Source organism: Monashia sp. NPDC004114 (assembly GCF_053603855.1).
In genome coordinates, this window is the sequence record NZ_JBSGGK010000008.1 from 191640 (window position 1) to 215315 (window position 23676).

18 protein-coding genes and 1 tRNA gene are annotated in these 23676 nt (G+C 70.2%); 1 reads left to right on the plus strand and 18 read right to left on the minus strand.

From position 1 onward, the window contains the following. Positions 1-59: 59 nt before the first annotated feature. The 17 genes from ACWEOW_RS12715 to ACWEOW_RS12795 form a co-directional block, all read right to left on the minus strand. Positions 60-1205, minus strand: coding sequence for a branched-chain amino acid ABC transporter substrate-binding protein (locus ACWEOW_RS12715; protein WP_452269568.1), 1146 nt, complete (start codon positions 1203-1205; stop codon positions 60-62). A gap of 152 nt (positions 1206-1357) precedes the next feature. Continuing rightward, entirely contained in the window at positions 1358-2002 is a 645-nt protein-coding gene (locus ACWEOW_RS12720; RefSeq protein ID WP_452269569.1) for an ANTAR domain-containing response regulator, read from the minus strand. A 141-nt stretch (positions 2003-2143) separates the two neighbouring features. Beyond that, positions 2144-2226 (minus strand) — tRNA-Leu (locus ACWEOW_RS12725). A 183-nt stretch (positions 2227-2409) separates the two neighbouring features. Beyond that, positions 2410-3867, minus strand: coding sequence for a pyruvate kinase (gene pyk / locus ACWEOW_RS12730; protein ID WP_452269570.1), 1458 nt, complete (start codon positions 3865-3867; stop codon positions 2410-2412). A 199-nt stretch (positions 3868-4066) separates the two neighbouring features. Beyond that, entirely contained in the window at positions 4067-5524 is a 1458-nt protein-coding gene (locus ACWEOW_RS12735) for a glutamate synthase subunit beta (protein ID WP_452269571.1), read from the minus strand. Beyond that, positions 5517-10082, minus strand: coding sequence for a glutamate synthase large subunit (gene gltB / locus ACWEOW_RS12740; protein ID WP_452269572.1), 4566 nt, complete (start codon positions 10080-10082; stop codon positions 5517-5519). Before gltB ends, ACWEOW_RS12735 begins: the two co-directional genes overlap by 8 nt. Positions 10083-10337: 255 nt before the next feature. Then, positions 10338-11303 (minus strand): prolipoprotein diacylglyceryl transferase, encoded by a 966-nt coding sequence (gene lgt / locus ACWEOW_RS12745; RefSeq protein ID WP_452269573.1) that lies wholly within the window; start codon positions 11301-11303, stop codon positions 10338-10340. After that, positions 11300-12100, minus strand: a complete 801-nt coding sequence (gene trpA / locus ACWEOW_RS12750; RefSeq protein ID WP_452269574.1) for a tryptophan synthase subunit alpha — start codon at positions 12098-12100, stop codon at positions 11300-11302. The genes lgt and trpA overlap by 4 nt, the downstream gene beginning before the upstream one ends. Next, positions 12097-13365, minus strand: a complete 1269-nt coding sequence (gene trpB, locus ACWEOW_RS12755) for a tryptophan synthase subunit beta (RefSeq protein WP_452269575.1) — start codon at positions 13363-13365, stop codon at positions 12097-12099. The genes trpA and trpB overlap by 4 nt, the downstream gene beginning before the upstream one ends. Next, positions 13362-14195 (minus strand): indole-3-glycerol phosphate synthase TrpC, encoded by an 834-nt coding sequence (gene trpC, locus ACWEOW_RS12760; RefSeq protein WP_452269576.1) that lies wholly within the window; start codon positions 14193-14195, stop codon positions 13362-13364. The genes trpB and trpC overlap by 4 nt, the downstream gene beginning before the upstream one ends. A gap of 5 nt (positions 14196-14200) precedes the next feature. Next, the gene (locus ACWEOW_RS12765) at positions 14201-14470 is read right to left on the minus strand and encodes an HGxxPAAW family protein (RefSeq protein ID WP_452269577.1); all 270 of its coding nucleotides are present in this window, start codon (positions 14468-14470) and stop codon (positions 14201-14203) included. A gap of 70 nt (positions 14471-14540) precedes the next feature. Further along, positions 14541-15125 carry a Trp biosynthesis-associated membrane protein gene (locus tag ACWEOW_RS12770; protein WP_452269578.1) on the minus strand — a complete coding sequence of 195 codons (585 nt, stop codon included), beginning with the start codon at positions 15123-15125 and terminating at the stop codon, positions 14541-14543. After that, a complete protein-coding gene (locus ACWEOW_RS12775) occupies positions 15122-16708 on the minus strand; it encodes an anthranilate synthase component I (RefSeq protein ID WP_452269579.1) in 1587 nt (528 codons plus the stop codon). Before ACWEOW_RS12775 ends, ACWEOW_RS12770 begins: the two co-directional genes overlap by 4 nt. 107 nt (positions 16709-16815) lie before the next feature. Then, positions 16816-17205, minus strand: coding sequence for a phosphoribosyl-AMP cyclohydrolase (gene hisI, locus ACWEOW_RS12780; RefSeq protein ID WP_452269580.1), 390 nt, complete (start codon positions 17203-17205; stop codon positions 16816-16818). A 112-nt stretch (positions 17206-17317) separates the two neighbouring features. Next, positions 17318-19129 (minus strand): ABC transporter ATP-binding protein, encoded by a 1812-nt coding sequence (locus ACWEOW_RS12785; RefSeq protein ID WP_452269581.1) that lies wholly within the window; start codon positions 19127-19129, stop codon positions 17318-17320. After that, complete coding sequence (locus tag ACWEOW_RS12790; protein WP_452269582.1) at positions 19126-20991, minus strand: ABC transporter ATP-binding protein; 1866 nt, start codon at positions 20989-20991, stop codon at positions 19126-19128. The genes ACWEOW_RS12785 and ACWEOW_RS12790 overlap by 4 nt, the downstream gene beginning before the upstream one ends. 79 nt (positions 20992-21070) lie before the next feature. Next, on the minus strand, positions 21071-22120 hold the full coding sequence (locus tag ACWEOW_RS12795) for a GNAT family N-acetyltransferase (protein WP_452269583.1): 1050 nt from the start codon (positions 22118-22120) through the stop codon (positions 21071-21073). A gap of 87 nt (positions 22121-22207) precedes the next feature. Between ACWEOW_RS12795 and ACWEOW_RS12800 the strand changes: the two genes are divergently transcribed. Further along, positions 22208-22849 carry a TIGR03085 family metal-binding protein gene (locus ACWEOW_RS12800; protein ID WP_452269584.1) on the plus strand — a complete coding sequence of 214 codons (642 nt, stop codon included), beginning with the start codon at positions 22208-22210 and terminating at the stop codon, positions 22847-22849. A gap of 52 nt (positions 22850-22901) precedes the next feature. Here the strand turns inward: ACWEOW_RS12800 and hisF are convergent, their stop codons facing one another. Further along, the gene (gene hisF / locus ACWEOW_RS12805; RefSeq protein ID WP_452269585.1) at positions 22902-23675 is read right to left on the minus strand and encodes an imidazole glycerol phosphate synthase subunit HisF; all 774 of its coding nucleotides are present in this window, start codon (positions 23673-23675) and stop codon (positions 22902-22904) included. Between the last annotated feature and the right edge of the window lies 1 nt (position 23676).

Sequence of the window (23676 nt, forward strand, 5' to 3'; positions counted from 1 at the left end):
GATACGAAGGGCGGTCGGAGCCTACTGCTCCGACCGCCCTTCATGCTCGGACTCGGCGGTTACTTGATCTCGCCGATCGACACGATCTTGCCGTTCTCGACCTTGTAGGCGAAGACCTTGATGTCCACGACCTCACCCTTGGCGTCGAACTTGAGCTGCTTCGTGACGCCCTTCTGGTCGTAGTTCTTCACCCAGTCGACCATCGTGGCGCGGGTCTTGCCGGCGCCGATGCCGTTGAGCAGGATCGTCGCGGCGTCGTAGCCCTCACCGGAGTAGGTGTTGGGGTCCTCGTTGTACTTGGCCTTGTACGCGGCCTGGAAGTCCGGAGCGACGTCCGGCGGAACGCACGGGCAGGTGATGATCGTGCCCTCGGCGGCTTCCTTGGCGTTGTCGATGAACGACTGGTCCTTGACGCCGTCGGCCACGACGTACGTGCCCTTCCAGCCGGCGTCGCGCAGCTGCTTGATCATCGGCGCGGCCTCGGGGGCGTAGCCGCCGAAGAAGAGAGCGTCGGCGTTGGCAGCGGTCACCTTGGTGACCGAGGCGCTGAAGTCGGTCTGCTTCTGCTGGATCGTGTCGCTGCCGACGACCTGCGAGCCGAGGTCCTGGCGGACGATGTCGGCCAGACCCTTGCCGTACTCAGACGCGTCGTCGATGACGAAGACCTTCTGCGCCTTGAGGGTGTCCTTGATGTACTTGGCCGCGGCGGGACCCTGCGTCGCGTCATTGCCGAGCGCGCGGAAGAAGGTCTTCCAGCCGTTGTCAGCCAGCTTCGGGTTGGTAGCCGACGGCGTGATCGTCACGAGGCCGGCCTCGTTGAACGCCGGGTCGGCAGCCTTGGACTCGCCGGAGAAGGCGGGGCCGACGATGCCGACGACCTTCTTGTCGTCGATAGCCTTCTTGGCCAGCGCCGGAGCCTGCGTCGGGTCACCCTGCGAGTCGTAGTTCTCGAGGGTCACCTTGCAGTTGGAGTGAGCCTTGTTGTAGTCGTCGAGCGCGAGGTTGACGCCGTTCTGGATGTAGATGCCCAGGTTGGCGTTCGGGCCGGTGAGGGCACCGAACATGCCGATCTTCAGGTCGCACGACGCGGCAGAGGCGCCGCCGGTGCCGCCGGCAGAGGGAGTCTCGCCGCCCTTGGTACCACAGGCACCGAGAGCAAGCGCCGCGGCCACGAGCGGCACAGCGAACTTGAGGGTGGAACGCACGGATGTCCTCCTGATGTCACACATCCCTCGGATGAGGGCTGACACGGAGACTAGGCCTAATTTCGTGCTGAGGTCACGACCTAAGACCGATCGGTGACCGAGCCGTGACCTCGGCGTGACGCTCGGGCCGAACGATTTGCGGTAATCCGACGTCAGGACGCCGGGAATCCGTTGATGACCGCCTCCGCCACCTCTTTCATCCCGAGGCGGCGGTCCATCGCCGTCTTCTGGATCCAGCGGAAGGCGTCCGCCTCGCTCAGCTTGAGCTGTGCCATGAGCACGCCCTTGGCGCGGTCGACGAGCTTGCGCGTCTCGAGCCGCTCTCCGAGGTCGGCGACCTCGGCCTCGAGCGCCTTGAGCTCCTGCCAGCGTGAGGTGGCGATGTCGATCGCCGGACGAAGGTCGGCCGCGGTGAACGGCTTGACGATGTACGCCATCACCCCGGCGTCGCGGGCCCGCTCGACGAGCTCGGTCTGCGAGAACGCCGTGAGCATGATGACCGGGCACAGCTTCGCCTCGTGCAGCTGCTCGGCGGCCGAGAGACCATCGAGCACCGGCATCTTGACGTCCATGATGACGAGGTCGGGCTTGACCTCGCGGGCGAGCTCGACAGCCTGCTCGCCGTTGCTCGCCTGCCCCACGACGTCGTATCCCTGCTCACCGAGCATCTCGACGAGATCCAGCCGGATCAGCGCCTCGTCCTCGGCGACGAGGATGCGGGTTTCGCCGCCCGCCGGGGCGGGCTTGCTGGCCGGCGTGGCCTGGGGTTTGGGGCTGGTGCTCTCGTCTGTGCTCACGGGCAAAGCCTAGCCGGGGCGAGGTTTCCGGCGCGTTTCGGGACCGTGACGCCCGGGCGCCGCGGGCGCGTGCTCACCGACGGTCGCGGAGCTCCCCGACTGCCGTGGTCGCAGCCGTGGTCCGCGCGCCAGGGACAAGGGTGCCGGGAGCGGGACTCGAACCCGCACGGCCTTGCGGCCAGAGCATTTTGAGTGCCCCGTGTCTGCCATTCCACCACCCCGGCTGGAGTGCCGGGCCAGCATACCGGCGCGGCGAGCCACGGTATGCCGCCGGGAGCGGGTGGCCGCCCGTGGCCCGTCTCCGGAAGGCGGGCGACGCACCGCAGACCTGCGTATGCCGCCGGGCGGGGCCGAGCGCATACGCAGGTCTCAGGCGGCGAATACAGGTTGTCCAGATGGCGCCGGCGTCAGCCGGTGACCTCCTCCGGGCGGTAGGCGGGCGCCCTGCGGTGCACGGCGTCGCCGACTCGGTGGACCCGCAGTGCATTCGTCGAACCGGGAATGCCGGGCGGCGAGCCGGCGACGATGACGACGCGCTCCCCCTCGGCCACGCGGCCCTCGGGGATCAGCTTGAGGTCCACCTGCATCGCGAACTGGTCGGTGTGATGCATGCGCGGGACGAGGTACGTCTCGACGCCCCAGACCAGGGCGAGCTGCGACCGGACGCGTTGCTCGGAGGTGAAGGCCAGCATCGGCAGCCGGGGCCGGATCCGCGCCATGCGCTTGGCCGAGCCGCCGGTCTCGCTGAACGTGATGAGGAACCGCGCCCCGACAACCTCGCCGATCTCGACTGCCGCCTTGGTGACGGCGCCACCGACGGTCTTCGGGTTGGTCTTCATCCGCGCGATCTTGTCGTAGCCGTGCTCCTCGGTGCTCTCGATGATCCGGGCCATCGTGTGCACGGCCTCGATGGGCCAGGCGCCGACCGACGTCTCGCCGGAGAGCATGAGGGCGTCCGCACCGTCGAGGACGGCGTTGGCGGCGTCGGAAGCCTCGGCGCGTGTCGGCCGGGGGTTCTCGATCATCGACTCGAGCACCTGGGTCGCGACGATGACCGGCTTGGCCTCCCGGCGAGCCAGCTCGATCGCGGACTTCTGCACGAGCGGGACGTCCTCGAGCGGCATCTCGACGCCGAGGTCGCCACGGGCGACCATGATGCCGTCGAAGGCCTGGACGATCGCCTCGAGGTTGTCCACGGCCTGCGGCTTCTCGATCTTGGCGATGACCGGGATGCGGTACCCGAACTCGTCCATGATCTCGTGCACGTCGATGATGTCGTCGGCAGAGCGTACGAACGACAGGGCGATCAGGTCGGCGCCGAGGCGCATTGCGAAACGGAGGTCCTCACGGTCCTTCGCCGACAAGGCCGGGACGCTGACCGCGACTCCGGGCAGGTTGATTCCCTTGTTGTTGCTCACCTCGCCGCCGACGACCGTCTCGGTGAGCACGTCGGTGTCGGTGACCTCGACAGCCCGGAGCATGACCTTGCCGTCGTCGATGAGCAGGACGTCACCGGGCTTCACGTCGCCCGGCAGGCCGGCATACGTCGTACCGACGATGGTGTCGTCGCCCTCCACGTCACGCGTGGTGATGGTGAAGCGCTGGCCCTTGCTCAGGGCCACCGGGCCGGACGCGAAGCGGCCGGTGCGGATCTTGGGACCCTGCAGGTCCACGAGGATGCCAACGGCGCGGCCGGAGCCGTCGCTCGCGGCACGCACGTCGCGGTAGACCTGCTCGTGGATCGAGTGGTCGCCGTGGGAGAGGTTGAGCCGAGCGACGTCCATACCGGCGTCGACGAGAGCTCGAAGCTGCTCAGGGGATGAGGTCTTGGGACCGATCGTGCAGACGATCTTGGCGCGACGCATGCTTCAACCTTATGGGTGCTGTGACGTGGGTCACCACGAGGGTTCGCCTTCTGGACGAACCCGCGTGGCGGGGTGGAACGGCCGCCTGCCGAGGGCAGGCCACCATGACCGGGCGTCCTTGACCGGTGGGTCCTGGGTGGTGCTGCGGGACAGATCCGAGGCGTGCTCGAGGAGCTGCCCCGGCTAAGGCCCGGCCGGCTCAGACCGTGAGCGGGCGGTCGGTGGGCGCGATCGGCCTCGGCAGCGAGGACGATCCGGTGAGCCACGCGTCGACGCCGGCCGCCGCGGCGCGGCCCTCCGCGATCGCCCACACGATGAGCGACTGCCCGCGGCCGGCGTCACCGGCGACGAAGACGCCGGGAACGGAGGACATGAAGTTCTTGTCGCGCCGGACGTTCGAGCGCTCGTCGAGCTCGACGCCGAGCTGCTCCACGACCCCGGGACCCTGCGGGCCGAGGAAGCCCATCGCGAACAGCACCAGGCCGGCGGGGATCTCCCGCTCGGTGCCGGACTTCGGCGTGAACCGGCCGTCGACCATCTCGACCTCGGTGAGGCGCAGGGCCCGGACGTTGCCGTCGTCGTCTCCGACGAACTCCGACGTGCTGACGGCGTAGACCCGCTCGCCACCCTCCTCGTGCGCGCTGGCGACCCGGTAGATCATCGGATACGTCGGCCACGGCTGGTTGCCGGGTCGGTCGTCGCCGGGCTGGGGCAGGATCTCCAGGCTCGTCACCGATGCCGCGCCCTGCCGGTGCGCGGTGCCGATGCAGTCGGCCCCGGTGTCGCCGCCACCGATGACGACGACGTGCTTACCGGTCGCGAGGATCTGGTCCGGCACGTCCGTGCCGAGCGAGGCCCGGTTGGACTGTGGGAGGAAGTCCATCGCCTGGTGGATGCCGCCGAGCTCACGCCCAGGCACCGACAGGTCGCGCGGGACGGTCGCACCGACAGCCAGCACCACCGCGTCGTACCGGTCGAGCAGCTGCTTGCCGGTGATGTCGACGCCGATGTCGACGCTGTTGCGGAACCGGGTGCCCTCGGCCTCCATCTGCGCGAGCCGGCGGTCCAGCACCGACTTCTCCATCTTGAACTCGGGGATGCCGTAGCGGAGCAGACCACCGGGCTTGTCGGCCCGCTCGAACACCGCGACCGTGTGGCCGGCCCGGGTCAGCTGCTGGGCGGCGGCCAGGCCGGCCGGGCCCGAGCCGACGACGGCGACCGTCTTGCCCGAGAGGCGCTCGGGCGGCAGCGGCTTGACGAGACCGCTCGCGAACGCGCGGTCGATCGTGGTCACCTCGACCTGCTTGATCGTCACCGCGGGCTGGTTGATACCGAGCACGCAGGCGGTCTCGCACGGCGCCGGACACAGACGGCCGGTGAACTCCGGGAAGTTGTTCGTCGCGTGGAGCCGCTCGATCGCATCGGCCCAGTCGCCCCGCCAGGCCAGGGTGTTCCATTCTGGGATGAGGTTGCCCAGGGGGCAGCCGGAGTGGCAGAAGGGAATGCCGCAGTCCATGCAGCGGCCGGCCTGGCGCTGGAGCTGGGCGACCTCCTGCTCCTCGTAGACCTCCTTCCAGTCCCGGATACGGACGGGGACCGGTCGGCGGGCTGGGAGCTCGCGCTCGCGGGTCGTGAGAAAGCCTTGCGGGTCAGCCACGGGACGCCTCCATGATCCGGTTCCACACTTCGGGGCCGTCGAGGTCGAGGCCGTGTTGTGTCGCCTCGGCGCGCACGTCCAGGACCCGCTGGTAGTCACGCGGCAGGACGAGCGTGAACCGCTGGCTGGCCGCTGCCCAGTCGTCGAGAAGTGCACGGGCGACCGGGGATTCCGTCCAGCGGACGTGCGCCTCGAGCAGCTCGGCCAGCGCGGAGACGTCGGCGGGGCGCAGGGGCAGCAGGTCGACGAGCTCACCGTTGACCAGGGCCGGGTCGAGGTCGAGGACGTATGCCACGCCTCCCGACATGCCGGCGGCGAAGTTGCGCCCGGTGCTGCCGAGGACGACCGCGGTGCCACCCGTCATGTACTCGCAGCCGTGGTCGCCGACCCCTTCGACGACCGCCCGCGCACCGGAGTTGCGGACGCAGAACCGCTCGCCCACCACGCCACGCAGGAACAGCTCGCCGGTCGTGGCACCGTAGGCGATGACGTTGCCCGCGATGACGTTCTCCTCGGCCACCAGGGTCGCCCGGCGGTCCGGTCGCACCACGACTCGGCCGCCCGACAGGCCCTTGCCGACATAGTCGTTGGCGTCGCCGAACAGCTGGAGCGTGATGCCGGCTGGGAGGAAGGCCCCGAAGGACTGGCCGCCGGAGCCGGTCATCACCAGCTCGATCGTGTCGTCGGCGAGGCCTTCCGGGTGCGCCTTGGTGACGTGGTGGCCGAGCATCGTGCCGACGGTGCGGTTGACGTTGCGGACCGCGATCTCACTGCGCACCCGCTCGCCCGTCTCGATCGCGGGCAGCGCCCGGCTGACCAGCTCGTTGTCGAGGGCCTTGTCGAGACCGTGGTCCTGCACGGTGGACTGGTACAGCGTGCCGCCCGTGGGGTTGTCGGCGGTGGTCAGGATGGGCGTCAGGTCGAGACCGGATGCCTTCCAGTGCGCGATGGCCTTGTCCAGGTCGAGGCTCGCCACCTGACCGACGGCCTCCTCGATCGAGCGGAAGCCGAGCGCAGCGAGGTTCTCGCGAACCTCTTCGGCGATGTACTCGAAGAAGGTCTCGACGAACTCGGGCTTGCCGGTGAAGCGAGCGCGCAGCTCGGGGTTCTGGGTCGCGATGCCGACCGGACAGGTGTCGAGGTGACAGACCCGCATCATGACGCAGCCCGACACCACGAGCGGCGCGGTCGCGAAGCCGAACTCCTCGGCGCCGAGCAGCGCCGCGATGACGACGTCGCGGCCGGTCTTGAGCTGGCCGTCGACCTGCACGACGATCCGGTCGCGGAGCCCGTTGAGGACGAGCGTCTGCTGGGCCTCGGCAAGGCCGAGCTCCCAGGGCGCACCGGCGTGCTTGAGCGAGGTCAGGGGCGAGGCGCCGGTGCCACCGTCGTGGCCGGAGATGAGCACGACGTCGGCGTGTGCCTTGGAGACACCCGCCGCGACCGTGCCAACGCCGATCTCCGCCACGAGCTTGACGTGGACGCGTGCGGAGGGATTGGCGTTCTTGAGGTCGTGGATCAGCTGCGCCAGATCCTCGATCGAGTAGATGTCGTGGTGTGGCGGGGGTGAGATGAGGCCCACTCCGGGAGTGGAGTGCCGGGTCTTGGCCACCCAGGGGTACACCTTGTGCCCGGGCAGCTGGCCCCCCTCGCCGGGCTTGGCGCCCTGCGCCATCTTGATCTGGATGTCGTCGGAGTGGGTGAGGTAGAGGCTCGTCACGCCGAACCGGCCCGACGCGACCTGCTTGACCGCCGACCGGCGCTCGGGGTCGAGCAGCCGCTCCTTGTCCTCGCCGCCCTCGCCGGTGTTGGACCGTCCGCCGAGGCGGTTCATCGCCACCGCGAGTGTCTCGTGCGCCTCCAGCGAGATCGAGCCGTAGCTCATCGCGCCGGTGTTGAACCGCCTGACGATCTCGCTGACCGGCTCGACCTCCTCGATCGGCACGGGCAGCCGCCCCGTGACGCCGGTCGGCTTGAAGGCCATCAGCCCGCGCAGCGTCATCAGGCGCGTGGTCTGGTCGTCGATCCGCTCGGTGTACTGCTTGAAGATGTCGTAGCGCCGCTGACGGGTCGAGTGCTGGAGGCGGAACACCGTCTCGGGGTCGAACAGGTGCGGCTCGCCCTCGCGGCGCCACTGGTACTCGCCACCCACGTCGAGGACCCGGTGCGGCTGGTGGACGCCGTCCGGCGGGTAGGCGCGTGCGTGCCGCTCCGACGCCTCACGGGAGATGACGTCGAGGCCGACACCCCCGAGCTGCGACACCGTGCCGGTGAAGTAGCGGTCGACGAGCTCCTGGGAGAGGCCGATGGCCTCGAACACCTGGGCGCCGCGGTAGGAGGCCACGGTCGAGATGCCCATCTTCGACATGACCTTGAGGACGCCCTTGCCGAGTGCCTTGATGAGGTTGCGGACCGCCTTCTCCGGGGAGACCCCCTCGATGTCGCCGGACCGGACGAGGTCCTCCACGGTCTCCATCGCGAGGTACGGGTTGACGGCCGCGGCGCCGTACCCGATGAGGAGCGCGACGTGGTGCACCTCGCGCACGTCCCCCGCCTCGACGAGCAGACCGACCTGGGTGCGCGTCTTCTCACGGATCAGGTGGTGGTGCACGGCGGCGGTCAGCAGCAGGGACGGGATGGGTGCGAGGTCGCGGCCGGAGTCCCGGTCGGACAGAACGACGAAGCGCGCACCGCGCGAGATCGCCTGCGAGACCTCGGCGAAGATCTCGTCGAGCCGTTCGCGCATGGCCGCCGCACCGCCGGTGACGTCGTAGAGGCCGCGCACCACGTGAGTGGCGTAGCCGGGCAGGTCGCCGTCGGCGTTGATGTGCACGATCTTCGCGAGCTGGTCGTTGTCGATGACCGGGAAGTCGAGCACGAGCTGCCGAGCGTGCGACGGGGTTGCGGAGAGAGCGTTGCCCTCCGGCCCCATGTACGTGCCGAGCGAGGTGACGAGCTCCTCGCGAATCGCGTCGAGGGGCGGGTTGGTCACCTGGGCGAACAGCTGGGTGAAGTAGTCGAACAGCAGCCGTGGGCGCGAGGACAGCACCGCGATCGGCGTGTCCGTGCCCATCGAGCCGAGCGCCTCGGCGCCGGATCGCGCCATCGGCGTGAGGAGGATGCGCAGCTCCTCCGCGGTGTAGCCGAAGGTCTGCTGCCGGCGCGCGACCGACGCGGCGGTGTGCACGATGTGCTCACGCTCCGGCAGCTCCTCGAGCCGGATCAGACCGCCGTGGAGCCACTCGGCATACGGCTTGGCGGCGGCGAGCTGGCTCTTGATCTCGTCGTCGCTGACGATCCGTCCGTGCTCGGTGTCGACGAGGAACATCCGGCCCGGCTGGAGCCGGCCCCGCTGCACGATCGTGGCCGGGTCGAGCTCGAGCACGCCGGACTCGGAGGCCAGCACGACCAGGCCGTCGTCGGTCACGGTGTACCGGCCGGGGCGGAGACCGTTGCGGTCGAGCACGGCGCCGACGAGCGTGCCGTCGGTGAAGCAGACGTTGGCCGGGCCGTCCCACGGCTCCATGAAGGTCGAGTGGAACTCGTAGAAGGCCCGGCGCGCCGGGTCCATCGTCTCGTGGTTCTCCCACGCCTCGGGGATCATCATGAGCACGGCGTGCGGGAGCGACCGGCCGCCGAGGTGCAGCAGCTCCAGCACCTCGTCGAAGCTCGCCGAGTCGGACGCGTCCGGGGTGCAGATCGGGTAGAGCCGCTCGAGGTCCCCCGGGATGATGTCGGAGGTCAGCTGGCTCTCGCGGGCACGCATCCAGTTGCGGTTGCCCTTGACGGTGTTGATCTCTCCGTTGTGTGCGATGAAGCGGTACGGGTGGGCCAGCGGCCACGACGGGAAGGTGTTCGTCGAGAACCGCGAGTGGACCAGTGCCAGCTCCGAGGCGAAGCGCGGGTCGGACAGGTCCGGGAAGAACGGCTCGAGCTGACCCGTGGTCAGCATGCCCTTGTAGACGATGGTCCGCGAGCTGAGCGACGCGAAGTAGACGTCGACCTCGCGCTCCGCGCGCTTGCGCAGGCAGAACGCGAGCCGGTCGAGGCCGAGCGCGACCTGGCGTCCGATCGAGCTGCTGACGAAGAGCTGCTCGAAGAACGGCATACAGTCGCGGGCCACCTGGCCGACGAGGTCGGCCTCCACCGGCACCGGCCGCCAGCCGAGAACCTTGAGGTTCTCGGCGACCGCCAGCTCCTCGATGCGGGCCTTCGCGGCGGCGCGCTCGACAGCGTTCTGGGGCAGGAAGGCGATGCCGGCGGCATACGCCCCGCTGTTCGGAAGGGTGAACGGGACGACCGCGCGGAAGAACTCGTCCGGGATCTGCAGGAGGATGCCGGCGCCGTCACCGACGTGCGGGTCGGCGCCCGTGGCACCGCGGTGGTCGAGGTTGCGCAGGGCCGTCATGGCGTGCTCGACGATGTCGTGTCCAGCCGTCCCGCGCATCGTGGCGATGAGCGCGACCCCGCAGGCGTCATGCTCGAACTCGCGACGGTAGAGGCCGGAGTTCTCCGGGTGTGCACTGAAGAGGGCACGGGTGCGGGTGTGCGGCGACATCTTCACCGTCCTTCTGTTGGTCCCAGAGGCGACCAAGACGGCGCCGCGTGACATGACTGGAGCCGGGCAGGTGCCCCTCCCCCCAGGCGTGCTGGGGGAACGACATCTCATCCCGGAAAGCGCAGTGGACGGCTTTGGCCACAGGCAGTGGGACGACGATATCGGAGCAGCGCGTCGTCCTACCTGTTGATACTCGGGATTCCGTATGGTGAGACGTCGTGCGAGAGGACACACGCCGTTCACGCGCACGTCACATCACGACGTGGACGGGCGCTCCTGCTTCCCACTGCCCACGGCGGCGGCGTTTGCCCCGTCGCCGACCGTCGTTGCCGAAGGATCTCCGTCGCCGTCCGGGCGTTCCGGCAGAGACATCCGTCCGAAGTGGCGCCACAGGTAGAGACCGAGGAGGAAGACGAGGATCGAGACCCAGGTGTTGACGCGCTGGCCGAGGATGAGGTTGGCCTCGTCGCTGCGCATGTTCTCGATGACGATGCGGCCGACGGGGTAGCCCATGACGTATGCCGCGAACACCTGGCCGGGCTTCAGCGTGTACCTGCGGCCGAGCCAGATCAGGAAGGCGGCGAGCAGGAGACACCACAGCGCCTCGTAGAGGAAGGTCGGCTGGAAGTAGCCCTTGACGATGGGGTTGCCTGACGCGTCGACGACGGCGCGGCCGGCCGAGGTGTCCCACTCGTAGATCCTCAGGCGCCACGGCAGGTCGGTGGGTGCGCCGTAGATCTCGTTGTTGAACCAGTTGCCGAAGCGTCCCATCGCCTGGGCGATGGCGATGCCGGGCGCCGCGGCGTCGACGAAGTCCCGGAACAGCACCTGGTGGCGGCGGCAGCCGATCCAGGCACCGAGCGCGCCCAGTGCGATCGCGCCCCAGATGCCGAGCCCACCCTCGTAGATGGCGAACGCCTTCCACGGGTCGCCACCCTTGCCGAAGTACGGCTGTGGCGTCGTGATGAGGTGGTAGAGGCGGCCCCCGAGGATGCCGAAAGGCACCGCCCACGCCGAGACGTCGATCGTCACACCGGGGCGGTAGCCGCGCGCCGTGAGGCGCTTGGCGGTGAGCCACACCGCGACGATGATCCCGGCGAGGATGCACATGGCGTAGCCACGGATCGGGATGGGGCCGAGGTGCCAGACCCCCACCGTCGGTGAGGGGATCTCGGCCGGCAGGGCCGACACCAAGGTGGGTATGCCGGTCAGCATGCTCATGCTCGGGCCTTCCTGACGCCGTCGGCTAGCTCTCTGGCGAGGCGGCCCAGCGCCTCGAGGCCGGCCGCGGGGGTGCTGGCCTCGGTGAGACACCGGACGAGCGCCGAGCCGACGATGACTCCGTCGGCGAACCTGCCGACCTGGGCGGCCTGGTCGCCGCTGGACACGCCGATCCCGACGCACACCGGCACGTCCGAGGCGGCACGTGTGCGGGAGACCAGGTCGTCGGCGGCCTCGCCGACGCTTGCGCGCGCACCGGTGACGCCCATGACGGCCGCCGCGTAGACGAAGCCTCGGCATGCCGCGGTGACAGCCGCGAGGCGCTCGGGAGTGGAGCTGGGGGCGACGAGGAAGACCTTGTCGAGGTCGTGGGCGTCGGCGGCCGAGATCCACTCCGCGGCCTCGTCCGGGATGAGGTCGGGCGTGATCAGGCCCGCTCCCCCTGCAGCAGCCAGGTCGGCGGCGAACCGCTCGACGCCGTAGTGCAGGACCGGGTTCCAGTAGGTCATGACGAGCGCTCCCGCGCCGGCCGCCGACACCTCACGGGTGGCGGTGAACACGTCCTTGAGACGCACGCCGGCCTCCAGGGCGCGGACCGCGGCGTCCTGGATCACCGGGCCGTCCATGACCGGGTCGCTGTACGGCACCCCGATCTCGAGGATGTCGACGCCGTTGTCGACGAGGGTGCACATCGCCTCGATCGACCCGTCGACGGTCGGGAAGCCGACCGGCAGGTAGCCGATGAGTGCCGGACGGCCCTCCGCGCGGCACTTCTCGAGGATCGGACCGACGCTCAACTCTGCTCCCCCATGCCCTTGGCGCCCGGGTTGTCGGGCGGACGCCCGACCGTGGACCGGCCCGAGTCGTCGATGAGGCCGAACCACTGCGCGGCCGTGTGGACGTCCTTGTCGCCCCGCCCCGAAAGGTTGACGAGGATGACCGCGTCGCGACCGAGCTCACGGCCGAGCTGCATCGCACCAGCGAGTGCGTGCGCGCTCTCGATGGCCGGCAGGATGCCCTCGGTGCGCGACAGGAGACGGAACGCCTCCATTGCCTCGTCGTCGGTGATCGGGCGGTACTCGGCGCGCCCTGACTCGAGAAGGTAGGCGTGCTCGGGGCCGACGCTCGGGTAGTCGAGACCGGCGGACACGCTGTGGGACTCGATCGTCTGGCCGTCGTCGTCCTGCAGGACATACGTGTAGGCCCCGTGCAGCACGCCGGGCGTGCCTGCCGAGAACCGGGCGGCGTGCTTGCCCGAGGCGATGCCGGACCCGCCCGCCTCGAACCCGACCAGCCTGACCGTCGGGTCGTCGATGAAACGGTGGAAGATCCCCATCGCGTTGGACCCGCCGCCGACGCACGCGCAGACGACGTCCGGCAGGCGCCCGACGAGGTCGAGGACCTGCTGGCGCGCCTCGACGCCGATGACCCGGTGGAAGTCACGCACCATCTCCGGGAAGGGGTGCGGACCGGTCACCGTGCCAAGGACGTAGTGGGTCGTGGCGACGTTGGCGACCCAGTCGCGGAAGGCTTCGTTGACGGCGTCCTTGAGCGTCCGGCTGCCGTTGTCGACGGGGACGACCTCTGCGCCGAGGAGCCGCATCCTCGCGACGTTGAGGGCTTGGCGCTCGGTGTCCTTGCGGCCCATGTACACCACGCACTCGAGACCCAGCAGCGCCGCGGCGGTAGCCGTCGCGACGCCGTGCTGACCGGCGCCGGTCTCGGCGATGACTCGCGTCTTGCCCATCCGCTTGGTGAGCAGCGCCTGGCCGAGGACGTTGTTGATCTTGTGCGACCCAGTGTGGTTGAGGTCCTCGCGCTTGAGGATCACCCGCGCGCCGCCACAGTGCTCGGCGAAGCGCGGCACCTCGGTGATGATGCTCGGACGCCCGGTATAGGTGCGGTGCAGCCGCTCGAGCTCGCCGACGAACTGCGGGTCGACGACGGCCTTGCGCCACACCTCCTCGAGCTGCTCGAGAGCGGGGATGAGCGCCTCAGGGACGTACCGCCCGCCGAACGCTCCGAACCGGCCGTATGCCGGGTGCTGCTCCGTCGTGGTCACGCCGGCTCCCTGGTCGCGTCGTCTTGGCGCTCGCCGCGCACAGCGATGGCGGCCTCGATGAAGGCACGGACCGCCTGCTCCGGCGCGCCGTCTCGGACCAGCGCCTCGCCGACGAGGACCGCGCCCGCGCCGGCGCGGACGTAGGCCGCCACGTCGGCCGGCCCGGTCACCCCGGACTCGGCGACTGCGACGACATCGTCCGGGACGCTCGGCAGCAGGTCGGTCACCACGCGCGGGTCGACCTCGAGCGTCTTGAGGTTGCGGGCGTTGATGCCCACGAGTGCGGGGCGCACAGCGAGCGCGCGGTCGAGCTCGGCGGCGTCGTGCACCTCGACGAGTGCGGTCATGCCGAGCTCGCGTGCCTGGTCGTGCAGATCGGCCATGAGCGTGTCGTCGAGTGCAGCGACGATGAGCAGGATCAGGTCGGCACCGTGGGCACGGGCCTCGGTCACCTGGTACGCGTCGACCATGAAGTCCTTGCGCAGCAAGGGAACCCGGACAGCGTCGCGCACCTGGTCGAGGTCGGCGAGGCTGCCGCCGAAACGCCGCTCCTCCGTGAGGACGCTGACGGCGCTCGCTCCCCCGGCGGCATACGACCCGGCGAGCCGACCGGGCTCCGGAATGTCTGCGAGCGCGCCCTTGCTCGGGCTCGACCGCTTCACCTCGGCGATGACGGCGACGCCGGGCGCGGCCCGGAGGCCGGGGACCGGGTCGAGCGCCGGAGCGGCATAGGTGAGACGCCGCTCGAGCTCGGCGTACGGCGTCGAGGCACGACGGCGCTCGAGATCCTCGCGGACGCCGCTGATGATCCCGTCGAGAACCGTGGGCACTGCTCTCAGCTCTTGCCGAGCGTGCCGCGCCCGGACTCGTGCGGCGCGTCGACGACGCTGCCGTCCTGAGCCGCGTGGCCCTTGTTGCCGTAGCCGGCCATCGACAGGACCTTGCCGGACACGACGCCCCCGATGATCACCACCGCGCCGACGATGCCGAGCGCCAGGTTGGGCAGCAGGACGCCGATCGCGGCGATGAGGGACCCGAGCAGGATGACTCCCACCCCTGTCCACGCCGCGACGCTGTGCCCGTGGTCCTCGTGCTGCTCTTCCATGGCTCCCTCTCTCGTATGGTCCGTCCCGTGCCGTCGGGACCGACGCACGACATTCTGTCAGGTCTTGTTGTCAGGTCTCGTCAGGGGCGTCATGCACCGTCGGGTCCTGGCCCTCGCTCAGCTCGTCCCAGGCCGTGCGCACCTGGCCGCGCGGTCCGGCGTCGGGCCGGCTGCCCCGGTCGTACCGGCCGGACAGCCCCGCCCACGACCGGCTCGACAGCGCGGCGAGCACGGAACCGGCGACCAGGACGACGGACGCGAGAAGCGCGACCCACGCCCACGCCGTGGCCGCGCCGGTCGTCGCGGGCGACGTGGTGCGTGCCAGCTCTCGCGCGACCGCCGAAGCGACGGCGTCGACGGGTCGGAGCACCACGAGGACGGTGAGCAGGAGCGTGCCGAGCGCCGCGAGCACGAGCACCACGGCCGACACGGATCGGATGACCCGCCCGCCGGTCATCATGCCCAGCAGGGCGACGATGCAGACCACGGCGAGGCCCACGACACCCGGCGCGGCCGAGCCGCCCGAGACGTCGACGACGCCACGGCTGAGGACGTCCTTCGCCTCGCCCGTGGCCCAGGTGAGAGTGCTCAGGCCGACCAGCAGCAGTGCCGGGACGAGCACGACGAGCGCCGACCGCTTCTTGTCGAGGGTCATCGGTCGGCCCCGTCGCGGACCGGTCGGAGCCCCGCGGCCGCGGCGACTGCCCGCAGAGCTGCAGCCGCTTTGTTGACCGTCTCCTCGTACTCGAGGTGAGGCACGGAGTCGGCGACGATCCCGGCGCCCGCCTGGACGTGGGCGACGCCGTCCTTGATGAGCGCGGTGCGGATCGCGATGGCCATGTCGAGGTCGCCGGCGAAGTCGAGATAGCCGACGACCCCGCCGTACAGGCCGCGGCGCACGCCTTCGTAACCGTCGATCAGCGCCATGGCGCGCGGTTTCGGAGCGCCGCTCAGGGTGCCTGCCGGGAAGGTTGCGACGAGCGCATCGTAGGCAGTCTGGTCGTCGCGGAGGTCGCCGACCACGGTCGACTCGATGTGCATGATGTGGCTGTAGCGCCGGATGGACATGAAGTCGACGGTGTCGACGCTGCCGGCCCGGCAGATGCGCTGAAGGTCGTTGCGCGCCAGGTCGACGAGCATGATGTGCTCGGCCCGCTCCTTGGCGTCGCCGAGCAGCTCCTCCGCAAGATGGTGGTCGTGGTCCGGTGACTTGCCGCGGGGCCGGGATCCGGCGATCGGGTGCGTGATCGCCTGCCGGCCGGTGACCTTGATCAGCGCCTCGGGGCTGGACCCCACGATGTCGTATGCCGTCCCGTCGGGGTGCGGGATGCGCAGCAGGTACATGTACGGGCTGGGATTGCTGACCCGCAATGCGCGGTAGACGTCGAGTGCGTCCGCCTCGCACGCAACGCTGAACCGCTGGGAGACGACGATCTGGAACGCCTCGCCCGCCCGGATCGCCTCCTTGGCGTCCTCGACCATCGCCTCGAACTGCTCCTGCGTGTGGCTGCTCGTCGGCTCGCTCACCCGCGGCTCGATCGTGGCCACCGTGCTCGGGGCGGGCTCGGCCAGCTCGCGCGTCATCCGGTCGAGGCGGGCGACGGCGTCCGCCCAGGCCTCCTCGATGCGCTCGTCGGTGGCGTCGTGGTTGACGGCGTTGGCCACGAGCAGGAGCGAGCCGTCGCTGTGGTCGAACACCGCCAGGTCGGTGGCCAGCATCATGCCGACCTCGGGCAGGTGCAGGTCGTCGCGCCCATGGTCCGGCACGCGCTCCCAGCGTCGGACGGCGTCGTACGTGATCGCACCGACGAGCCCGCCGGTGAGCGGCGGCAGCCCGGGGATGTGTGGGGTCGCCAGCGCCGCCACGGTGTCCCGCACCGCGACGGTCGGGTCGCCTGAGGTGGGCAGCCCCACCGGAGGCTCGCCGATCCAGTGCGTCTCCCCGTCCCGCTCCGTGAGCGTGGCGGCGCTGCGCGCACCGACGATCGAGTATCGCGACCAGACGCCACCATGCTCGGCAGACTCGAGAAGGAAGGTGCCCGGGGCGTCCTTGGCGAGCTTGCGGTAGACGCCGACCGGCGTCTCCGCGTCGGCCAGCACGCGCCGCACGACCGGGATGACTCGCCGGTGCTCGAGGGCCAGCTCGGTGAACACGGCGAGGCTGGGCCACGTCCGGCCCCACGCGAGCTCCGCGTGTGGCACGGGCGCGGCGGTCAGCGACGTGGTCGATTCAGACACCGGGACATTGTGTCCCACGCCGAGGTATGCCGGCGGGCCGGCTCGCCCCCCGGACTGCCGCGTGTGACAGGTGGGACCGCGCGCCCACTCGACGTGGGTTGGCCGGGTCAGGGGGTGGCGGGGTCTGGAGCACCGACGACGACAGGTAGCACTCGGGCGTCGAAGCAGGTGCGGTCGCCGGTGTGGCAGGCGGCGCCCACCTGGTCGACCTGGACCAGCACGGCGTCGCCGTCACAGTCGAGCCGGACCGCCTTGACGTGCTGGACGTGTCCGCTCGTGTCGCCCTTGCGCCAGTACTCGGACCTACTGCGGGACCAGAAGGTCACCCGTCCCTCGGTCAGGGTGCGTCGCAGCGCCTCGTCGTCCATCCAGCCGACCATGAGCACCTCGCGGGTGTCATGTTGTTGGACCACGGCGGCGACCAGGCCCTGCTCGTCGCGCTTGAGCAGGTCGGCGATCTTCGGGTCGAGGACGGTCGGGTCGGTCAGGTCGGTCACTCCGACATTCTGCCCGGGCCGTCCCCAAGCGCTGCGTGTGGTCTCGAAACCACGCTGCGGGTGCCGCGTGTCGATCGGTTCCCCGCACCGCAGGGCGGGCGAGGGAGCCCGGTCAGATCGCCTGCTGCTGGGCGACCCACGACTCGTGCAGCCGCGAGTAGACACCGCCGAGGCCGACGAGCTCGCTGTGATGTCCGCGCTCGACGACCCGGCCGGCGTCGACGACGATCACCTCGTCGGCGGCCTGGGCGGTGGACAGGCGGTGCGCGATCGCGATGGAGGTTCGCCCCCGCGTCAGGGAGTCGAGGGCTCGCTGGAGCCGCACCTCGGTGCTCGGGTCGACCGCCGAGGTCGCCTCGTCGAGGACCAGCAGGTCGGGGTCGGCGAGGTAGGCGCGGGCCAGCGCCACGAGCTGGCGCTCGCCCGCCGAGAGCGACTCCCCCCGCTGGCCGACGTCGGTCGAAAGTCCGAGCGGCAGAGTCGCTACCCACGCGTCGAGCCCCAGCTCGGTCAGCGTGAGCCGGACGTCGTCGGCACTGGCCTGCGGACGGCCGAACCGGAGGTTGTCGAGCAGCGTGCCGTCGAAGAGAAATCCCTCTTGCGGCACCAGCACCACCCGGGAGCGCAGCGACGAGAAGCGGATCGTGCGCAGGTCGACGCCGTCGAGCAGGACCTGGCCGCTCGTCGGGTCCATCAGCCGGGTCAGCAGCTTCGCGAGGGTCGACTTGCCCGAACCGGTCTCCCCGACGATGGCCACGCGGCTGCGCGGCGCGATCGTGAGGTCGATGTCGTGGAGCACCGGCTCGCCGCCGGGGTAGGCGAAGCCGACGCCGGTGAACTGTACGGTGATCGGTCCGCGCGGCAGCGACACGCCGTCGTCGGCAGGGTCGGCCACGTCGGCGGCCGTGTCGATGATGCCGATCACACGCCGCCACCCGGCCACGGCATTCTGCATCTCGTTGAGGATCTCGGTGGCCTGCTGGACCGGCATCGTGAAGAGGTTGACGAGGAACAGGAACGCGAGCAGCTCACCCAGCGTGAGACTGCCGCGAGCGCCGAGCACCGTGCCGACCACGAGGACGACGGCGGTGGTGAGCCCGGACACGAGCTGGCCGGAGGTGAAGGCGACGACCGAACGGGCCTGAGCGCCGATGGCCGCCGTGCGATGGGCCTCGACGGCCTCGTCGATCCGCTCGGCGGTGCGGTCCTCGACGCCATAGGCACGGATCGCCTGGGCTCCCACGACCGCCTCGGAGATGGCGCCCAGCATGTCCCCGACCCGCTCTCGCACGCGGGTGTAGGCGCGCCCGACGATCCCCTGGAACTTGCGGATGATGACGAACAGCGGCACGAAGCAGAGCCACACGACGAGAGCCAGCACCGGGCTGTAGATCACCATGAGCACGGTGGCCAGGCTGATCTGGGCGACGTTGATCATCAGCATGAGCCCGCCGAACTGCACGAACATCGAGATCGTGTCGACGTCGGAGGTCACGCGCGAGACCAGGGACCCGCGGCGCTCGGTGTTCTGCGTCAGCATCGCGAGGTCGTGGATGTGACGGAACGCCTTGAGCCGCAAGGTGGCCAGGCCGCTCTCCGAGGCCGTGAAGAGGCGGACGTTCACGAAGTAGGCAGAGAAGGCGGTGATGACCACACCGATGAGGGCGAGGCCGATGTAGCGGACGACGACGTCGAGGTCGGGGCCGCCCCCGGCGAGCAGCCCGTCGTCCGTGATCCGCTGGACCACGAACGGCACGAGGACCCGGCCCAGGGTCGAGAGCACCGCGAGCGCCACGGTGACCCAGATGCCCTTGCGCATCTCCGGCGAGAGCTCGAAGCCGCGCCGAAGCGTCTGCCAGGTGGTCATCCCCTTGCCGGTGGCGATCCCGTGGTGCTCAACCAGCGCCTGAGAGCGCATGCTCATCGTGAGACCTCCTGCTCGACCTCATCGCGGCCATGGTCTTCGCCGAGCTCCTCGTCGGCGGCGATGGCCTCGCGCTCGGCGGCCTCGCGGGCATATGCCGTGACGAGCCGCTCGTAGCCGACACACCGGCCGAGCAGCTGCTCGTGGGTGCCGTGGTCGACGACGCGCCCCTGCTCGATGTAGACGACCTCGTCGGCGAGCAGGATCGTGGCCATCCGGTAGGCGACCACCAGAACCGTCGTGCCGGAGCTCGCGTCGCGGAGCCGGTTGAGGATGGCCTGCTCGACGCTCGGGTCGACCGCGGAGGTTGCGTCGTCGAGAACGAGCAGCTGCGGCTCGCGAATCACCGCGCGGGCCAAGGCGATCCGCTGACGCTGGCCTCCGGAGAGGCTTGCACCGCGCTCCCCCACGTGGGTGTCCAGCCGGTCGGGCAGCCGCTCCACGAAGCCCGCCCCTTGAGCGACCTGGAGCGCTGCCCAGACGGCGTCGTCGTCATGTTCTGCGCCGAGGGTGATGTTGCCGCGCACACTGTCGTCGAACATGAAGGTCTGCTGTGCCACGAGGGCGGCGACGTCACTCACGTCTCCCTTGCGGACTTCGCGAAGGTCGACGTCGTCGACGAGCACGGCGCCGGAGTCGGGGTCGACGAGGCGCATGACGAGGTTGGTCAACGTCGACTTGCCGCTGCCCGTGGGCCCGACGAGCGCGACGGTCGCCCCGGGAGCGATGTCGAGGGTGACGTCGACGACGGCCGGGTTGAGGTCCGGCTCACCGTCCTCTGTCTCGATCTCGTAGGCATAGGCGAGGCCATCGGACTGGAGGTGGCTGGCCGACCCACGCGGGAGCTCCTTGGGGCCGTACTCCATGCTGCCGGTCGCCTCCAGCACCGCGTTGACGCGGTTCCACCCGACCACGGCCCGGGGCATCTCGGCGAGCACCCAGCCGAGGGCGCGCACCGGGAACGCGAGGATCGAGAACAGGTAGGCGATCTGCACGACCTGGGCAGCGGTCAGCTGGCCGGACTCGACGCGCAGCGTGCCGACGAGCAGGACGGCGAGCGTGCCGATGGTCGGGATCGCCTCGATCGTGGGGTCGAACCGGCCTCGGGTGCGGCCGACCTCGATGTTGGCATCGCGCAGCTCATGCGTGACGACGCGGAACCGGTCCGCCTCGTGGTCCTCGCGGCCGAGCGACTTGACGATGAGAGCCGCCTCGAAGCTCTCGTGGGCGACCTCAGAGACGTCTGCGCGCAGCTGCTGCGCACGGGTCACGCGGGGGGACATCGCCCGCTGGAACAGGACGTTGGCGAAGAACAGCATGGGAAAGACCGTCAGGCCGACGAGGGCGAGCCACGGGTCCACGATGACCATCTGGACGATGCCGAAGACGAGCATGACGATGACCCCGAGTGCCATGGGCAGGGGCGCGAAGATGTTCCAGGTCGCCTCGACGTCGGCGTTCGCGTTGGACAGCAGCTGCCCGGACGGATGCCGGTGGTGCCAGCTCAGGGGGAGCCGGAGGTACTGCCGGGTGACCTTGCGACGATAGGTCGCGCCGAGGTTGAACATCGCGATACCACCGGCGAGGCGGCGTCCGATGACCCCCACGGTGGTGACGAGGACGACGAGGGCGACGACGCCGCCGATGAACCACAGCTGCTGACCGGTCACCGAGCCGGCCTTGATCGCGGGTGCGACGGCCGCGTCCACGACCCATCCGATCGCCCACGCAGTGAGGCCGGTCATCACGCCGTAGATGACACTGCCGACCACGGCCAGGGCGAACCACCGCGGCTCACCCTTGATCCCTCTACCGATGACGGCAAGGCCCTCACGAAGGGTCGAGGTGGTCGGGACGTTCACGGTGTGGGGCTCCCCTGATGCTGCGCTCTGTTGACGGTTGCGCCTGCGACGGCTGGCGACGTGGCGACCACTCAGCCTCTCATGAGCCACCGACGACCCTGCGCGGCCGCCTCACCCACAGCCACTCAGCTCCGTCGCCGGGCCCGTCCGCGGCCGGCAGGGCCTCCGGCTCGTCCGCGCGCACGAAGCCGAGCCGGCCAAGGACCCGGTGGCTCGGCACGTTGTCGGGTTCCGTGTGCGCGACCACCTGAAGACCGGCGGCCTCCAGGGAGCGGCACATCGCGGACAGCACATCCGTCATCAGGCCGCCACCCCGTGCCGCAGGCACCAGCCCGTAGCCCACCTCGACGACGGCCCGCTCGTCCGGCGGTCCGAAGCACCCGATCGTCCCGACGGTGAGCGAGTCGGCCCGGCGGACGATATGGCGCGGCGACCACGCGTCCGGGTCGCCCATCATCCCGAGCGCGTCGAGGTCGTCCTCGCGCGGGTAGCCCTCTGCCCAGCCTGGTCGCCGCTCCCCCGCGCGCATGGCGTCGGCCTCGTCGCGGGTCACCGGTACCAGCCGGGCGAGCCGGGTCTCCACGACACCCGCCGAGATGGGCGGGGCGGATGCGCCGGTCGCGACCCAGTACCGGCGTATGCCGTCCCGCACGTCCTCGAGCACCCCTCCTTGCCCCTCGATGGTGCGCGCGGACCCGAGGTTGTCGTCGTCGCACGTGACCAGCACCGGGTCGATCGCACGGGCGGCGGCCAGGTCGAGGGCGATGCCCAGCGCTGCCGTCGCGACCCCGCGGCGACGTGAGCCGGGCCGGACGGCATACCCGATGTGGCCGCCCTCCACGAGCAAGGATGGGGAGAGCCCATGGCGCAGGGCGATCGTGCCCAGCACCCGGCCGTCCTCGACGATCCAGCGGTTCGACGAAGGCACCCGCCCCTCGGGGAGCGGCTCGTCCGATCGCTCCATCCGGCCCAGTGCGTCGACCCACTCCTCGAAGGCCTCCGGGTCACGCAGGATGTCGCGGTCGGAGGCCCGGTAGCTCGACCCGTGGATCAGCTCCCCGTCGAACTCGTCGACCATCTCCCACCACGAGTCGGCCAGGTCGACCGTGGGGCGCACCAGCTCGATCACCACACGACCCTAGAGACTCGCACGCCATGGGAGCCAATGAGTTACCACGTCGACGGCCCGCCGAACCCGACCTGAGAGGATGACCGCATGATGCGCCACGCCCAGTCCGAACGCCTGCAGCTCTGCGACGAGCTCGACCGTCTCGGCCCCGACGAGCCCACCCTGTGCGAGGGCTGGGAGACGCGAGACATGGCGGCGCACCTGGTCGTCCGCGAGCACCGGCCCGACCTGTCCGCCGGGCGCTTCATCCCGTTCCTGCGAGGCCACCTCGAGCGCGAGCAGCGCGCGATGGCACTCGGCGACTACGCCGCGCTCGTCGGGCGTGTCCGCATGGGCCCCCCGGTGTGGAACCCGATGCGCAACGCCCGGATCGACGAGCTGACCAACCTCGTCGAGTTCTTCGTCCACTTCGAGGACGTTCGCCGGGCGCAGCCTGAGTGGCAGCCGCGCGAGCTGCCTGCCGACCGGCGGGCCGCCCTGTGGACCGGGCTGCGCCGCTCGGCGCGCCTGATGTACCGCCGGGTCCCGACCGGGATCGTGCTCATCGCCGAGGGCGAGGGCCGGTATGCCGCGAAGCTCCCCGACGTGCATGGCACCGTCATCCTGCGCGGACGTCCGGAAGAGCTGATGCTCTACTCCTACGGGCGCACCACGGTCGCCGATGTCGAGCTCGAGGGCGACGCCGACGACATCGCCGCGCTGCAGGGAGTCCATCTCGGCATCAGCTGAGCGAGGCTGCGCGTCTGAGCGCGCTGAGCGCGATGAGCGGGCTTGCAGTGCGTCAGCGCACGGTGACGCCGGCGGCGCGCAGAGCGTCCTTGACCTCTGCGACGGTGAGCTCGCCGAAGTGGAAGACACTCGCCGCAAGGACGGCGTCCGCTCCCGCCTCGACCGCCGGGGCGAAGTGCTCGACCCGACCCGCGCCACCGCTCGCGATGACCGGCACCGACACGGCCGCGCGCACCTTCCGGATGAGCTCGAGGTCGAAGCCGTCTTTCGTGCCGTCGGCATCCATCGAGTTGAGCAGGATCTCGCCCGCGCCCAGCTCGGCCGCCCGAGCGCACCACTCGACGGCATCGAGATCGACCGGCGTTCGTCCTCCGTGCGTGGTCATGACAAAGTCGGCAGTCGGGGCACCGCCGCCTCCGATCCGCCGCCGGACATCCGCAGAGAGCACGAGCACCTGAGCGCCGAACCGGCTCGCGATCTCCGAGATCAGCTCGGGGCGCGCGATCGCGGCCGTGTTGACCCCGACCTTGTCCGCGCCCGCGCGCAGCAGCCGGTCGACGTCATCGACCGTGCGGACGCCACCGCCGACGGTGAGCGGGATGAACACCTGCTCCGCGGTGCGGCTGACCACCTCGTAGGTCGTCGCCCGGTTGCCGCTGCTGGCTGTCACGTCGAGGAACGTCAGCTCGTCGGCGCCCTGCTCGTCATAGACCTTGGCGAGCTCGACAGGGTCGCCGGCATCACGCAGGTTCTCGAAGTTGACGCCCTTGACCACCCGGCCGGCGTCGACGTCGAGGCACGCGATGACTCTGGTGGCGACCGGCATG